Genomic DNA, 13,584 nt, shown 5'->3' with positions numbered 1-13,584 from the left:
CCTCCGCAGGGGAGGAGACGATGGGTTACGAGACGCTTGCGGCCCTGGCGGGGCTGCTGGGCGGCATTGCGCTCGGGCTCGCGGCCCGGCTGGGGAATTTCTGCACCCTGGGCGCGCTGGAGCACGCCCTGTTCGGCCGCGACCGCACCCGGCTGCGGATGTGGGGGGTGACGCTGGGGGTCGCCGTCCTCTCGGTGCAGGGGCTGGCGGGGCTGGGGCTGATCGACCTCCCGGCCTCCTTCCATCGCGCCATCGCCTGGAACCCGCTCGCCTCGGTGCTGGGCGGGCTGACCTTCGGCTACGGCATGGCGCTGGCGGGAAACTGCGGCTTCGGCGCGCTGGTGCGCGTGGGGGGCGGGGACGCGCGCTCGCTGGTGGTGGTGGCGGTGATGGGGGTGGCGGGGTTCGCGACGCTCGCAGGCCCCCTCGCGCCGCTGCGCGCGGCGCTGTTCCCCCAGTCGCCCAGCGAGGGGCCCCAGGACATCGCGAGCGTCCTCGCCTCCGTCTCCGGCCTGCCGGCGGGCGCGGTCGCGCTCGGCATCGGCCTTGCGCTGCTGGCCTGGGGGCTGACGCACGCGCCGCTGCGCGCGGCGCCGGCGCAGATCGCCTGGGCGGCGGTCGCGGGGCTGGCGGTCGCCTGGGGATTCGCCGCCACCTCCTGGCTCGCCTGGGCGAGCCTCGGCGGGGTGGCGGTCGAGGGCCCCTCCTTCACCGCGCCGGTGGGGCGCACGATCCTGTGGCTGATGACCTCCACGGGGGCGGACGCCTCGTTCTCCGTCGGCTCGGTGCTGGGGGTGGTGATCGGGGCGCTGGCGGGCTCCCTGCGCCGCGGCGGCTTCCGGTGGGAGGCCTGCGAGGACCCGCGCGAGCTGGGCCGCCAGGTGGGCGGCGCGGCGCTGATGGGCGTGGGCGGCGTGGTGGCGATGGGCTGCGCCATCGGCCAGGGCCTCTCGGGCTTCGCCACGCTCGCCTGGTCGGGGCCGGTCACGCTGGCCGCGATCTGCGCCGGCGCGGCGCTGGGCCTGCACCGGATGATCGCGGGCTATCAGCCCGACTGAGCCGGGAGGGCGAGGGGCCGCGCGGCCCCCTGCCCGGTCCTTCAGCCCCCGATCGGCTCGACCCCGCACCACTCGGCCACGAACAAGGCCATGGCCTTGGTGCAGCGGCGCACGGATTCGAGGTCCGCCCGCTCGTCCACCCCGTGGATCCCGTCGCCCGCGGGCCCGTAGCACAGCGTCGTCATCCGGTCGTAGAGCGCGTAGACCCGCGCATCGAGATAGGCCGGCGTGACCTCGGTGCGCAGGGGCGCGCCGAAGACGCTCTCGTGGGCGGCGGCGAGGATCGCCTCGGCCTCGGTTCCCGGCTCCTGAACGAAGCCTTCGGTGTGGAAGCCGTTGACCACGATCTCGGGCGGGTTGTTGGAGAGGAACCTGTCGCCCCGGGTCAGCGCCTCGACGCAGGCGCGGATCTCGGCCTCGGCCGCGTCCGCGCTCTTGCCCGGCAGGTAGGAGATGCGGCAGTCGACCGTGCACCAGGCCGGGACGGAGGAGGCCCAGTCCCCGCCCGCGATCTTGCCGATGTTGAGGTTCAGCGGGTGGTCGATATGGCCGAAGAGAGGATCGCAGGCCGCGGCCTCGTTCCACCGCGCCTCCATCTCGCGCAGGGCGCCGACGATGCGCCAGGCGGCGTCGATGGCGTTGGAACCCGCGCCCATCTCGCGCACGTGGACGGGGATGCCGCGCACCTTCACCTGGAACCACATCACGCCGACCCCGGCGCGCACCAGCACCTCCTGCATCGACTCGGGGATCAGGGCGGCGTCGGCCTTGTAGCCGCGCAGATGGGCGGCGAGCGCGCCGTTGCCGGTGGACTCCTCCTCGACCACCGACTGCACGTAGACTGTGGCGGCGGGCTGCAGGCCGATGGCGCGCAGCGCGTCGAGGATGGCGATCATCGAGACGTGGCCCGACTTCATGTCGATCGCGCCCCGCCCGTGCAGCCAGCCGTCCTCGACCTCGGCCGAGAACGGCGGGCGGGACCACATGTCGACCGGGCCCGTGGGCACCACGTCGAGATGGCCCTGCAGGATCAGCGAGCGGCCGGTCTCCTGCCGCGGGCGGTGGATGCCGACCACGATGGGGGTCTTCGAGTGGGTCTCGGAGAAGGCGCTGCCGCCGGGATGGCGGGCGATGGCGGCCTCGTCCATCGCGAAGCGCTCCATGGCGAGGCCCCGGTCGCGATACTGGCGGAACACCCAGTCCTGGGCGGCGTGCTCGTTGCCCCGCGTGGTGTCGTAGGAGACCAGCGTGCGGGTCAGCGCGACCTGGGCCTCGAAACCCGCGTCGACCGCGTCGAGGATGCGCTGGGAAAGGGCGGGGTCGAGGGGCATGAGGCTGGGTCCTTGAAGGGAGGCGGGGTCTACAGGCGCCCTGCGGGCGGGCTTGGCTGCGGGGCGCCTTTCGGGGAGGGCGCGAGGGATGGGCGGGCGGGACGGGCGGAGGGGGGAGCCTCCGGCGGGCTCCGGACTCACCCAAGAACAAGCCCCGCGCCTGTTCTCCGGAGCCGTCCATCGCGCCTGATGCCTGAGCGACTCGGGGGGAGGGGTCAAGGACAAGCCGCGCAAGCGCGGTCGCTGCGCGATCCTTGACCCCTCCCCCCGAGTCGCTCTGATCGGCATCCGCGATGGACGGCTCCGGAGAACAGGCGCTTTGCGAGGGGCGTGGGGCGTCGCGCCCGCGCGCCCGGACGGGAGAGGGCGCCGCCCCGGATGGCGGGCGACGCCGGGGGGGTCATTCGGCGGCGGCGCGGGTCACGGCGAGCGCGTCGAGGAAGGCCAGGATCTCGGCCTCGTCGACCACGTCGGCGTATTTCGCGTTCATGTCGAAGAGGTTCGCCTCGTGCGGGCCCGGGTGGCGGTCGCCGCAGGCGTCGGAGACGACCGTGGTGATGAAGCCATGGGACATCGAGTCCACGCAGCTCGCGCGCACGCAGCCCGAGGTGGTCAGGCCCGTCAGGATCACCTGGTCGATCCCCGCCGCCGTCAGCGTCGAGGCGAGCGAGGTGCCGAAGAAGGCCGAGGGGTATTGCTTGGAGATCACCAGCTCGTCCGCCTCGGGCGCGAGGCCCTGGGCGAAGGCCGCGGTGGCGCGGCCCTGGATGAAGGCGTCCAGCGGCTTGGCCTTCTGCAGGAAGCGGCCGCCGTCGAGGCCGGAGGGGTGCAGGCTCACCTCGGTCAGGATCACCGGCACGCCGACCTCCCGGCACTTCGCGCGGATGCGCAGCGCCGAGGCGAGCGCGTCGATGCAGCCCTGCCCGCCGTAGAGCGGGCAGTCGGGGTCGTAATAGGCGTGGGCGAAGTCGACCATCACCAGCGCCGGGCGCGCGCCGAACCCGGCCTTCTTGCCGTAGGCGCGGGCGTAGTTGTCGCCGAGATCCTCGGCCATGTCCTGTCCTCCTTGCCGCGGCGCCGGGCGGGCGGGCGTCCGCCCGGCGCGAGCCTCGCGTCAGGCGATTTCGGGGAACTTCTTCTCGAAGGCCCAGACGTCCTCGAAGCCGACGAGCTTGTTGAACTCGCCGAAGTCGTAGAGGTCGACGGCCGAGGTGGTCTCGCCATGGGCCTTGAGATCGCCGTAGGCCCTGGTCAGCGCCTGGCCGACCGCAAGGAACCCGACGGCGGGGTGGATGGCGATGGAGTAGCCGAGCTCCTTGAGACGGGTCTCCGAGAGCAGCGGCGTGCGGCCGCCGTTGACCATGTTGGCGAAGAGGGGCGCGTCGATCTCGTCGGCGACGCGCTTCATCTCGTCCTCGGACTCCGGGGATTCCACGAAGATCACGTCGGCGCCGGCGGCGGCGTAGGCCTTGCCGCGCGCGATCGCCTCGTCGAGGCCCAGCGAGGTGCGGCTGTCGGTGCGCGCGATGATCAGGAAGTCGTCCGAGCGGCGGCTGTCCACGGCCACCTCGATCTTCTTGACCATCTCCTCCACCGGCACCACCCGGCGGCCCAGCGTATGGCCGCAGCGCTTGGGGAACTCCTGATCCTCCATCTGCATCGCGGTCACGCCGGCGGCCTCGTAGCCCTGCACCGTGTGGCGCACGTTGAGAAGCCCGCCGTAGCCGGTGTCGGCGTCGGCGATCACCGGGGTCGAGGTGCGCGCGCACATCTGCCCGATGCGCTCGACCATGTCGCGATAGGTGGCGATGCCGGCGTCCGGCAGGCCCAGGTAGGAGGCCACCGTGCCGTAGCCGGTGACGTAGAGCGCCTTGAAGCCTGCGCGGTCGGCGACCAGCGCCGAGATCAGGTCGAAGATCCCGGGCGCGAGGATGAACTCCCCGTTCTTCAGCGCCGCCTTCAGTGCGGGATCGGCCATAGGTTTTCCTCCGGTGGTTGTGCGTCGCGTTCAGGCGCCGGCCAGCAGCCGTCCGCCTCCGGGAACGCGGTCCTCGATGCCGACCGCCCGCAGCATCGCCCACAGCGTGGCCTGGTTGGACGTCACCACGGGGACGCCCAGCTCGGCCTCGAGCGGCTCGATCAGCGGCAGGGTCGGAAAGTCGGTGCAGGTGATCAGCAGCGCGTCCGAGCCCGGCACGAAGCAGGCGCGGGCATGGGCCGCCACCTGCTCGATCGGGGTCTGCGCGATGCGGATGAATTCGTGGGGGCCGTTCTCGCCCAGCCCCAAGCCCTCGATGCGGGCGACCTCGAAGCCGCAGTCCGCCAGGAAATGCGTCTCGTGCTCGTTGACCCGGCGGGCGTAGGGGGTGGCGACGGACAGGCGCCGGGCGCCGAGCGACCGCAACGCCTTGACGATGGCCGCGGAGGTGGTCAGGCAGGCGACCCCGTTGCGGGCGGTCAGCTCCTGCTCCAGCCGCTCGGGCGGCGAGATCATCGAGCCCGCGGTGCAGGCGTAGGCGGCCGCGTCCACGCCGCAGGGGGTCAGCATGGCGACGGCGGCGTCGAGATCGGCGTGCAGGTGGGCGAGACCCTCGGCGGTCCCCGCGTCATGCAGGCGCATGCGATGGGTGTGGAAGGTCACGCCCGGGGGGATCATGCGGGCCCACTCCGCCTCGTTGACCGTATTGGTCGGCGGAACGATCAGACCCAGCCGGGCCCTTGGCCCATAGGCCGAAGAGTGGCGCGGCGAAACCGCAGCCGGGCCGGATTCGGGGTTGGAATTCGAAGAGGTCAGGTCCATAGCGTCCCCAATCCATCTGGTTGCGGGGCGTTTGTCCAGACCTTTTCGCACTCGACATGCGCCCTCAGGTTGCGCGAAGGTTGCGCATGCGCCATGACGCGGCGCCCGGCCCGGAAATTTCGCCGACCGCAGCCGCCCACGGAGTAGATTCGATCATGAGCCAGCCTGCCAGCCAGACGCCCGGACCCGCCTCCGACGCGGCCGACGAGTCCGGACCTCGTCACGCCCGGATCCGCAAGGTGCTGGAGCAGCGCGTGCGCGACGGCGTCTACGCCGTGGGCTCGCTGATGCCCACCGAGATCGAGCTGGCGGCGGAGTTCGACGCCTCCCGCTTCACGGTGCGCGAGGCGCTGCGCCACCTGACCGAGAACGGCTATGTCGAGCGGCGCCAGGGCGTGGGCACCCGCGTCATCGCCGCCCGGCCGCAGGCGACCTACACCCAGAGCTTCGACCACCTGCACGAGCTGTTCCAGGTGGCGATGGACACGTTCTACGTGGTGATGGACGTCCAGGACGTGGTGCTGGACGCGGACCTCGCCGAGGACGTGGGCGGCCTGCCCGGCGAGACCTGGATCCGGGTCGACGGCGTGCGCTGGACCGAGCCCGGCGGCAAGCCGCTGTGCTACATCCAGAGCTACGTGCCCGAGCGGTTCCGCGACGTGGTCCCCCAGTTCCGCGGCCTGCAGGGCCCGTTCTTCGCGCTTCTCGAGCAGCATTCCGAGCATCCCATCGACGAGTGCGTGCAGGAGATCCGCGCCCAGCCGATGCCCGAGGCCTTCCAGCGCCAGCTGGGCCAGGCGCCGGGGGGCTGGGCGATGCTGCTGCTGCGCCGCTACGTGACGGCGGGGGGCGTGCTGATCGCCTCGTTCAACTGGCATCCGGCCGAGCACATGACCTACGTGATGCGCATCCACCGCTCGAAGCTCGGCGGCCCCGCGTAGCCGCCGCCGCGGAGCCTGGCCGCGCCTCCCGCCACGCGCGATCGCGCCGGTCATCCCTCGATGCGCCTCGCCCCGTGCGCCCGCCGCCGGCCCCTGGAACCTCCGGCCCCCTGCGCGCGCAGAGGCGCCGCGTCGCGCGTCGCGCCAGCGGCCGGCGTCTGGCCCGCGGCGCAGGGCGGGCGCTCCGCCCGGGGCCCCCGGGCCCGGGGCGCGCCGCCGGATCGCGCCGCGGGCCGGACGCCTGCCGCGGACGGAACGGCGGACGCGGCGCCCCGGACCGCTCGCGCGGGAGGCGGGCCGGGGGCGCGGACCTCTGCGGCCGGGCCCTCACATGATCGCGGGCTTGTCGACGTGCGGCGAGGCGGCGGCGGCCGCGGCCTCGGCCGGCGGCAGGCGCTCGTCCCACAGGCGGGCGATGTAGCGCCCCCCGTTGACCCCGTCCGAGCCCGGGCCCGCCAGCCACCCGATCGCGCGGCGCATGATCGCCGCGGGCAGCAGGTTGCCGTCGGCGCCCTTCTTGTCGGCCGAGGGCGGCAGCAGGTCGGTGTCGGCCGCCCCGCCCGGCAGGTAGACGTTCACGCTCACGCCCGTGCCCTCGAGGTCCTGCGCCCAGACCCGGCTCGCCGCCTCCAGCCCCGCCTTCGAGGGGCCGTAGGGCGAATAGCCCCGACGCACCATGGTCTGGTCGGAGGTGGAGACGTTGATCACCTTGCCCGATCCCCGCGCCACCATGCCCGGCACGACCGCGCGGGCCATGTTGAAGGCGCCCGTCAGGTTCGCCTGCACGATGCGGCCCCAGGCCTGCGGGTCCGCCTCCCAGAACCGGGTGGGGACGGTGTTGAAGGTCTCCGAGATCGCGCGCATGCCGATGCCGGCGTTGTTGACCAGCACGTCGACGGGGCCGAGCTCGGCCTCCACCCGCGCCGCCAGCGCCTCGCAGGCGGCGAAGTCGGCGACGTCGCAGGGCAAGGCCAGCGCCGGCGCGCCCAGCGCGCGGCAGGCCTCGCCGGCCGCCTCCAGCGCGGGCGAGGCGGCGGCGCCGGTCACGCAGACCGAGGCGCCCTGCCCCGCGAGCTCCAGCGCCATCTCCAGCCCCAGGCCCCGCGAGCCGCCGGTGACGATGCAGACCCGGCCCGTCAGCGCGCCGCTCATGCCCCCGGCCTCCGGCTCGCGAGCGCGGTGGGCTTGGTCGAGATGATATGGCTCATCATCGCGGCCGCCGCCCATTCGGGGTCGCGCCGCTCCAGCGCGGTGACGATGTCGCGATGCTGGGCGTTCGAGCGTTGCACGTTGATCTCCTGTTCGCAGACGAAGCGCTTGATGGTCACCAGCGGCAGGGCGAAGGCCTGCGCGGTCAGCGCGCGGAGCTGGCTGGAGCGCGTGGCCGCGATGATCACCTCGTGGAAGCGCGCGTTGAGGCCGAAGAACCGCTCCGCCTCGCCCTCGCCCGAGGCGTCGCCGAGGCCGTCGATCTCCTCGATCAGCCCCTTCATGCGGTCGAGCTCCTCGCGCGTGATGCGCGTGGCGGCGAGGGTGGCGGCGTAGCTCTCCAGCCGCGCGCGCAGCTCGAAGATCACCGCGACCTCGTGGAACGAGAAATCCGCCACGTAGCGGTGGCGGTTCTGGGCCAGCGCCAGCCCCTCGGCGGTGAGCCGGTGGAGGGCCTCGCGCACCGGGGTGCGCGAGGTGCCGGTCATCCGCGCGAGGGGCTCCTCGCGCAGATGGGTCCCGGCGGCGAGCTCGCCCGAGAGGATCGCGGAGCGGATCGTCTCGTAGGCGCGCTCGGCCGGCTTCTGCCCGGCCTCGGGTTCGGCGACGTGAACGTCCGGATGGTCGAGGCCCATGGGCGCCCCCTTCAGTGGTGGGACAGAAGCGAGCCGTAGCCCTGGATCTTGTCCTCGATGCCGTTCATGCGCAGCGCGTGCCAGTAGGTGGCGGTGTTGATCGCGATCACCGGCTTGTCGAGCCAGAACTCCGCGATCCCCCCGACCCGCGCCATGGCCAGGTTGGTGCCCGCCTGCACGATCGCCTCGACCGAGGGGTCGTTGACCTCGATGATCGCGTCGCGCAGCGTCTTCTCGGTCTCGTGGGCGATCAGCATCGGGGAGGCGCATTTCAGCCCCTTCACCTGCACCACCTCGAAGCCGCAGTCGGTGAAGTAGCGCTCCACCTGCTGGTCGCCGATCGGCATGTAGGGGGTGATCACGGCGATCTTCTTGATGTCGCCGAAGCACTTGAGCGCGTTCATGCAGGCGTCCGAGCCCATCGCCACGGGCATCCCCGCGCGCTTCACGATCTCGGCCTGCAGCTTGTCGGCGCGCTCCTTGCCGTCCCAGAAGGTCTCGGCGGACATGCCCATGATCATCGCGCCGGGCGAGCAGGTCTTGACCGCGTCGATGGCGTCCATGGTGGCCGCGCGGATGCCCATGACGAGGTTGTTGAAGTCCTCGTCCGAGTGCACCGGGTTGTCGGGGATGATGATGCGGCTGAAGTGGTTGGTCACGCCGACCGGGCGCATGTCGTCGAATTCGGGCTGCACCGAGGTGTTGGTCGAGGGCGCGATCACGCCGAACTTCATGCGGTAGCCGAGGGAGTCGGTCATAGTCTGATCCTGTCGGTGTTTTCTGGTTCGCGGGGGGCGATCTCGGGGTTTCGGGCTCGAGGTTCGGGGCGGGCTCAGGCGACCTCTTCCAGGTCGCGCAGCGACTGGATCATCGACGAGCCCATCACGAAGGCCTTGTGGCGCACGGGATCGGCGGCGGTGTCGCGCATCTCCTGGTGGAAGGCCTCGCGGGCGGCGGGGTCGGTCTCGGCCATCATCTTGCGGTTGCGGATCGACTGGGCCTGCACGGTGTCCACGCAGGCCTTGCGGCGCTGGCGGGTGTACTGCGCGAAGATCGAGGCGTCCGCCTCGCCCTTCCATACCTTCGCCAGCTTCTCGGTCAGGTTGACCGCGTCGTGGACGCCGCCGTTCATGCCCATGCCGCCCAGCGGATTGTTGAGGTGGGCCGAATCGCCCGCCAGGAACACCCGGCCCATGTCGTAGGTCTTCGCCACCCGCTGGTGCACGCGATAGGCGGTGGCGTGGACCACGTCGTAGGGTCCGTCCTTGGGGCACAGCGCCTGCAGGCGCTTCTCCATCAGGACCGGGTCCTTGATCTGCTCGTCGGTCATGCCGGCCTCGGTGGGCAGCAGGATCCGCCACAGCGAGGGCGTGCGCAGCAGCACCGCCCATTCGGCGGGGTCGGTGATGTAGGCGATGGGGGCGAGGTCCTCGATCGCCTCGGCGAAGTCGAAGGTGGTGGACATCGAGAAGAAGGTCTCGGGGATGGTCATCCCCTCGAACTCGATGCCCAGCATGTCGCGGATGCGGCTGTGCGCGCCGTCGCAGGCGATCAGGTAGCGGCCGCGCAGCCGCTCCTCGTCGCCGTCGGAGTTCTTCACCGTCAGGGTCACGCCGTCGTCGTCCTGGCTCACGCCCACGGCGGTCGCGTCGTAGACGATGTCGGCCAGGTCCCAGCCGTCGATCATGTCGCGCAGCTTCTCGGTCAGCTTCCACTGCTCGCACTGCAGGCGGTAGGGGTGGTTGGTCTCCCCCTTCAGCAGGCCGAGGTCGAAGGTGGCGACATTGCCCTTCTCGCGGTCGCGGAACTGCCATTGGGGGCAGATCAGGCCGCGCTCGATCAGGTTGTCCATCACGCCGAACCGGTCCAGCATGTCCATGGTCGGCGGATGGAAGGTGGAGGCGCGAAGGTCCTTGGGAAGCTCCCGGCTGCGTTCGACCACGGTCACAGGGATCCCGTCCATCGCCAGGCTGCAGGCCGCGACCAGGCCCACAGGGCCGGCCCCGACAACCAGAACGCGCTCGTTCTCACCGCTCATCGACGATCCTTCGCCTCCTGCAACATTTCCTTGACAGCCCACCGGGCCGCTCCCAATGTGTACAAGTTGTCAGGACATATCAATCCGCTTTTTCACCGAATGTCCGGTGCAAGCGGAGCGAGGGTCCAGGCGACGCCGTATGTCGGCGCGCCGGCGGCGTGGGAGAGCCAGGCGCTTTCCAGCCGGACGCGCGGGAAACGAAGGGGATGCGAAGCCGTGACGTCCGCGAGCGCTCCGGAGAGCCACAGCCGCGAGGGCCCGCGCCAGGCGCGTCCCGTCCGGCCCGGCGCTTCCGCACGCCCGCGGCGCAGGGCGGGGACCCGCCCCGGGGATCCCGGCGCCGACCCAGGTTTGTATACATGATAACGGGCCGGGCGGGGGGCTGGAGACCCCTGCCCGGCCCCACGCCCCGACCGCCCCGCACCGCGAAGAAGGGCGGCGGCGATGCCCATCAGGAAAGGACCCGCCTCATGCCCAGCCTCACCCGCACGCGCCTCGCGTCCCGCCTTCCGATCGCCGCCGCGGCGCTGGTCGCGGGCGCCCTCGCGGCCGTCTCCGCCCAGGCCCAGACGGTCGCCATCGGCACCACCCAGGGCGGCGCCACCAACCAGCTCGCCATCGCCATCGCCAACGCGGTGTCCGAGGACGGCGCGGTGCAGATGCGCCCGCAGATCATGGCCAACACCTCCCAGTACATCCCGCTGGTGAACGCCGGCCAGATCGAGTTCGGCGTCGCGAACTACCCCCAGACCTGGTACGCGATCGAAGGCACGGGCATGTCGACCGAGCCCAACCCCAACCTGGTGATGGTCGCCAACCTGTTCCCGTTCAAGGCCGGGATCGTGACGCCCGAGTCCGCCGGCATCCAGACCTTCGCCGACGTGAAGGGCAAGGGCGTGCCCCGCTTCCCCGACAACAGCCTGGGCGAGTTCGTGATCCGCATGGCGCTCGCCGCCGGCGGACTGACCTACGCCGACGTCACCGAGGTGCCCGTCGCCAACTTCCCGCGCATGTACGAGGCGTTGAAGGCCGGCCAGACCGTGATCTCGATCTCCGCCGTCGGCGCGCGCCCGGCCTACGACCTCGAGGCGTCGCTGGGCGACATCCAGTTCCTGTCGATGACCGAGGAGAACCTGCCCGGCATGAAGGACCTGATGCCCGGCATCTTCCTGTTCCCGCTGGAGGCCTCCGAGGAGATCCCCGGCCTCGACGAGCCGGCCACGATCTTCGCCTACAACTACCTGCTGTGGGCCAACAAGGACGTCGCCGACGACGTGGTCTCGGCGGTGGTGAAGTCGATCTACAACCACGCGACGGCGCTCAAGGAGTCCTCGCCGATGTGGAACGAGTTCGACCCCGCGCTGCTGTGCAAGAACGTCGAGCTGGAGTTCCACCCCGGGGCGCTCGCCGCCTGCGAGGAGCTGGGCATCCTCTGACCGCGGCCTGACCGCATCCGCCCCCGGCCCCCCTCGCGGGCCGGGGGCCCGATCCTTCCCGACCGATATCGACGAAAGGCGGCCATGAGCGGGCGCATCCTCACTCCGATCCAGTGGACCCTGTGCCTGGTGGTGGCGCTGCTGCCGGTGGCCTGGGCGCTGAACGCGCCGCTCTGGCTGGGCCTGCTGCTCTACCCCGAGCAGGTGGCCGGCCTGATGCTGGGCCTCGCGGCCTGCACCGTCTTCCTGCGCTCGGCCCCCGAGCGGACCGGGGCGCTGGTCTTCGTGGACCTGGCGCTGGCGCTGGCGAGCCTGTGGGTCGGCGTGCACCTGCTGGTCCGCTTCCCGGTGCTGTCTGAGGGCGCGTTCTTCCATCCCGAGGAGAGCCTGGCGCTGGGCATCGGCGTCGCCGTCGTCTCGCTCGAGGGGCTGCGCCGGCTGGGCGCCTGGAGCCTGATCGCGATCCTGGGGGCGCTGGTGCTCTATGCGCTGTTCTCGGACCTGGTGCCGGGCAAGCTGCAGGGCCGGCCGATCCCGGCCGCGGACATCGTGCGCTTCATCGGCGTGGATTCGGCCGCGACGCTCGGCTCGGCCCTGCAGGTCGCGGCCTTCGTGGTGGTGCTGTTCATCGTCTTCGGCCGGCTGCTGGTGATCACCGGCGGCGCGGGCGTGCTGACCGACGCGGCCCGCGCGCTCGCCGGCGACAGGCGCGGCGCCACGGCCAAGATGGCGGTGATCGCCTCGGCCTTCATGGGTTCGATCTCGGGCTCGGCGGTCTCCAACGTGATGTCGACGGGGGTGGTGACCATCCCGGCGATGAAGAAGGCGGGCTTCAAGCCCAAGACCGCCGGCGCGATCGAGGCGGTGGCCTCGACCGGCGGCCAGATCCTGCCGCCGGTGATGGGCGCCGCCGCCTTCCTGATGTCCGAATTCCTGCAGATGCCCTACCGGGACATCATCATCGCCGCCCTGATCCCGGCGCTTCTGTATTTCTACGCCGTCTACGTGCAGATCTCCCTTCTGGCCGACAAGCACGACCTCGGCGCCGGCGAGCAGGAGGCGGCCAAGCCCGCGCGCGAGATCCTGCGCCACGCGATGGTGGTGATCGTGCCCATCGGCGCGCTCCTGACCGGCATGTTCGCCTTCAACATGGAGGCCGAGACCGCGGTGGTCTGGGCCTCGCTGGCGCTGCTGGCGATCGGGCTCCTGAACCTCGCGGGCCTGCACCGGATCCGCTTCGGCGAGGTCGCCCGCGCGCTCTACGACGCGGGCCGCGACGCGGCCGAGATCCTGCTGATCTGCGCGGTCGCGGGCATGATCATCGGGCTGCTGTCCTCCTCGGGCCTTTCCTTCGGGCTGTCCTTCGTGCTGCTGCAGCTCGGCGAGGGCTCGCTGCTCCTGCTGCTGCTGCTGACCGCCGTGGTCTCGATCATCCTCGGGATGGGCCTGCCGACCTCGGGCGTCTACCTGCTGCTCGCCACGCTCTCGGCGCCGCCGCTGGTGCAGCTCGGCGTGGGCAAGCTGGAGGCGCATTTCTTCGTCTTCTACTTCGGCCTGCTCTCGATGATCTCGCCCCCCGTGGCGCTGGCGAGCTTCGCCGCCGCCTCGATGGCCGGGGCCCGGGCGATGGAGACGGCGTGGGAGAGCGTGCGCCTGGGCTGGATCGCCTTCGTGCTGCCCTTCATCTTCGTCTACCACCCGGGCCTGCTGATGCAGGGCAGCCTGTGGGAGATCTTCGCGGCCACCGTCACCACGGTCGTGGCGGTGCCGATGATCACCGGGGCGCTGATCGGCTACGGCCGCCGCCGCCTGACCCCGGTCGAGCGGCTGGCCGCCCTGGCGCTGGGGGCCCTGTGCCTGCTGCCGCCGGGCACGGTGATGTGGATGACCGCGGCCACCTGGCTCGCCACGCTCGCCTGCATCGCGCTGATCTTCCTGCACCTGCGCGCCAACGCCGAGGACCAGGGCCCCGCAAGGGCCTGAGACCGCCCGCGCCCGCGATCCGAAACGGCCCCGGGGATCCCCTCCCCGGGGCCGTCCGCGTTCGCGGCGCCCCTCCGCGCGGCGCGCGACGCCCCGCCGCGCGTTTCGCAGGCGCGGCGGCGGAATTCACTTGTGGACATGCGATATCGATAC

12 protein-coding genes are annotated in these 13,584 nt (G+C 71.7%); 4 read left to right on the top strand and 8 right to left on the bottom strand.

All coding sequences use genetic code 11. The features are described 5' to 3' along the window. Nucleotides 1-20: 20 nt before the first annotated feature. On the top strand, nucleotides 21-1,058 hold the full coding sequence (locus tag BM064_RS13600) for a YeeE/YedE family protein (protein WP_092860305.1): 1,038 nt from the start codon (nucleotides 21-23) through the stop codon (nucleotides 1,056-1,058). Between the two features lie 41 nt (nucleotides 1,059-1,099). Here the strand turns inward: BM064_RS13600 and BM064_RS13595 are convergent, their stop codons facing one another. The 4 genes from BM064_RS13595 to BM064_RS13580 all read right to left on the bottom strand — a co-directional run bounded on the left by BM064_RS13595 (nucleotide 1,100) and on the right by BM064_RS13580 (nucleotide 5,189). Then, nucleotides 1,100-2,389 carry an ArgE/DapE family deacylase gene (locus BM064_RS13595; protein WP_092860304.1) on the bottom strand — a complete coding sequence of 430 codons (1,290 nt, stop codon included), beginning with the start codon at nucleotides 2,387-2,389 and terminating at the stop codon, nucleotides 1,100-1,102. Between the two features lie 400 nt (nucleotides 2,390-2,789). Continuing rightward, entirely contained in the window at nucleotides 2,790-3,443 is a 654-nt protein-coding gene (locus tag BM064_RS13590; RefSeq protein WP_092860303.1) for an isochorismatase family protein, read from the bottom strand. A gap of 60 nt (nucleotides 3,444-3,503) precedes the next feature. Further along, entirely contained in the window at nucleotides 3,504-4,367 is an 864-nt protein-coding gene (locus BM064_RS13585; RefSeq protein ID WP_092860302.1) for an isocitrate lyase/PEP mutase family protein, read from the bottom strand. Nucleotides 4,368-4,397: 30 nt separating this feature from the next. Beyond that, on the bottom strand, nucleotides 4,398-5,189 hold the full coding sequence (locus tag BM064_RS13580; protein WP_143103325.1) for a maleate cis-trans isomerase family protein: 792 nt from the start codon (nucleotides 5,187-5,189) through the stop codon (nucleotides 4,398-4,400). A 155-nt stretch (nucleotides 5,190-5,344) separates the two neighbouring features. Here BM064_RS13580 and BM064_RS13575 point away from each other — a divergent pair, with 155 nt between their 5' ends. Then, entirely contained in the window at nucleotides 5,345-6,130 is a 786-nt protein-coding gene (locus BM064_RS13575; RefSeq protein ID WP_092860300.1) for a GntR family transcriptional regulator, read from the top strand. A gap of 327 nt (nucleotides 6,131-6,457) precedes the next feature. Here BM064_RS13575 and BM064_RS13570 read toward each other — a convergent pair whose 3' ends face one another. The 4 genes from BM064_RS13570 to BM064_RS13555 form a co-directional block, all read right to left on the bottom strand. Then, on the bottom strand, nucleotides 6,458-7,282 hold the full coding sequence (locus BM064_RS13570) for an SDR family NAD(P)-dependent oxidoreductase (protein ID WP_092860299.1): 825 nt from the start codon (nucleotides 7,280-7,282) through the stop codon (nucleotides 6,458-6,460). Then, the gene (locus BM064_RS13565; RefSeq protein WP_092860298.1) at nucleotides 7,279-7,974 is read right to left on the bottom strand and encodes a GntR family transcriptional regulator; all 696 of its coding nucleotides are present in this window, start codon (nucleotides 7,972-7,974) and stop codon (nucleotides 7,279-7,281) included. Before BM064_RS13565 ends, BM064_RS13570 begins: the two co-directional genes overlap by 4 nt. An 11-nt stretch (nucleotides 7,975-7,985) precedes the next feature. Beyond that, nucleotides 7,986-8,732, bottom strand: a complete 747-nt coding sequence (locus BM064_RS13560; RefSeq protein ID WP_092860297.1) for a maleate cis-trans isomerase family protein — start codon at nucleotides 8,730-8,732, stop codon at nucleotides 7,986-7,988. A 74-nt stretch (nucleotides 8,733-8,806) separates the two neighbouring features. Next, nucleotides 8,807-10,012 carry an FAD-dependent oxidoreductase gene (locus tag BM064_RS13555; RefSeq protein WP_092860296.1) on the bottom strand — a complete coding sequence of 402 codons (1,206 nt, stop codon included), beginning with the start codon at nucleotides 10,010-10,012 and terminating at the stop codon, nucleotides 8,807-8,809. A gap of 470 nt (nucleotides 10,013-10,482) precedes the next feature. Between BM064_RS13555 and BM064_RS13550 the strand changes: the two genes are divergently transcribed. After that, a complete protein-coding gene (locus tag BM064_RS13550) occupies nucleotides 10,483-11,448 on the top strand; it encodes a TAXI family TRAP transporter solute-binding subunit (RefSeq protein WP_177236246.1) in 966 nt (321 codons plus the stop codon). A gap of 84 nt (nucleotides 11,449-11,532) precedes the next feature. Then, nucleotides 11,533-13,431, top strand: a complete 1,899-nt coding sequence (locus BM064_RS13545) for a TRAP transporter permease (protein ID WP_092860294.1) — start codon at nucleotides 11,533-11,535, stop codon at nucleotides 13,429-13,431. Nucleotides 13,432-13,584: the final 153 nt, after the last annotated feature.

Source organism: Albimonas pacifica (assembly GCF_900113695.1).
Taxonomy (GTDB): Bacteria; Pseudomonadota; Alphaproteobacteria; order Rhodobacterales; family Rhodobacteraceae; genus Albimonas; species Albimonas pacifica.
The sequence above is the reverse complement of the archived record's forward strand: the minus strand, read 5'-3'. Positions and strand labels throughout refer to the sequence as shown.

Excerpts from the sequence above, each read along its gene's own strand:
- BM064_RS13590 (WP_092860303.1), bottom strand. The coding sequence starts at position 3,443 with ATGGCCGAGGATCTCGGCGACAACTACGCCCGCGCCTACGGCAAGAAG.
- BM064_RS13565 (WP_092860298.1), bottom strand. The coding sequence starts at position 7,974 with ATGGGCCTCGACCATCCGGACGTTCACGTCGCCGAACCCGAGGCCGGG.
- BM064_RS13575 (WP_092860300.1), top strand. The coding sequence starts at position 5,345 with ATGAGCCAGCCTGCCAGCCAGACGCCCGGACCCGCCTCCGACGCGGCC.
- BM064_RS13595 (WP_092860304.1), bottom strand. The coding sequence starts at position 2,389 with ATGCCCCTCGACCCCGCCCTTTCCCAGCGCATCCTCGACGCGGTCGAC.
- BM064_RS13555 (WP_092860296.1), bottom strand. The coding sequence starts at position 10,012 with ATGAGCGGTGAGAACGAGCGCGTTCTGGTTGTCGGGGCCGGCCCTGTG.
- BM064_RS13560 (WP_092860297.1), bottom strand. The coding sequence starts at position 8,732 with ATGACCGACTCCCTCGGCTACCGCATGAAGTTCGGCGTGATCGCGCCC.
- BM064_RS13580 (WP_143103325.1), bottom strand. The coding sequence starts at position 5,189 with ATGGACCTGACCTCTTCGAATTCCAACCCCGAATCCGGCCCGGCTGCG.
- BM064_RS13570 (WP_092860299.1), bottom strand. The coding sequence starts at position 7,282 with ATGAGCGGCGCGCTGACGGGCCGGGTCTGCATCGTCACCGGCGGCTCG.
- BM064_RS13600 (WP_092860305.1), top strand. The coding sequence starts at position 21 with ATGGGTTACGAGACGCTTGCGGCCCTGGCGGGGCTGCTGGGCGGCATT.
- BM064_RS13550 (WP_177236246.1), top strand. The coding sequence starts at position 10,483 with ATGCCCAGCCTCACCCGCACGCGCCTCGCGTCCCGCCTTCCGATCGCC.
- BM064_RS13585 (WP_092860302.1), bottom strand. The coding sequence starts at position 4,367 with ATGGCCGATCCCGCACTGAAGGCGGCGCTGAAGAACGGGGAGTTCATC.
- BM064_RS13545 (WP_092860294.1), top strand. The coding sequence starts at position 11,533 with ATGAGCGGGCGCATCCTCACTCCGATCCAGTGGACCCTGTGCCTGGTG.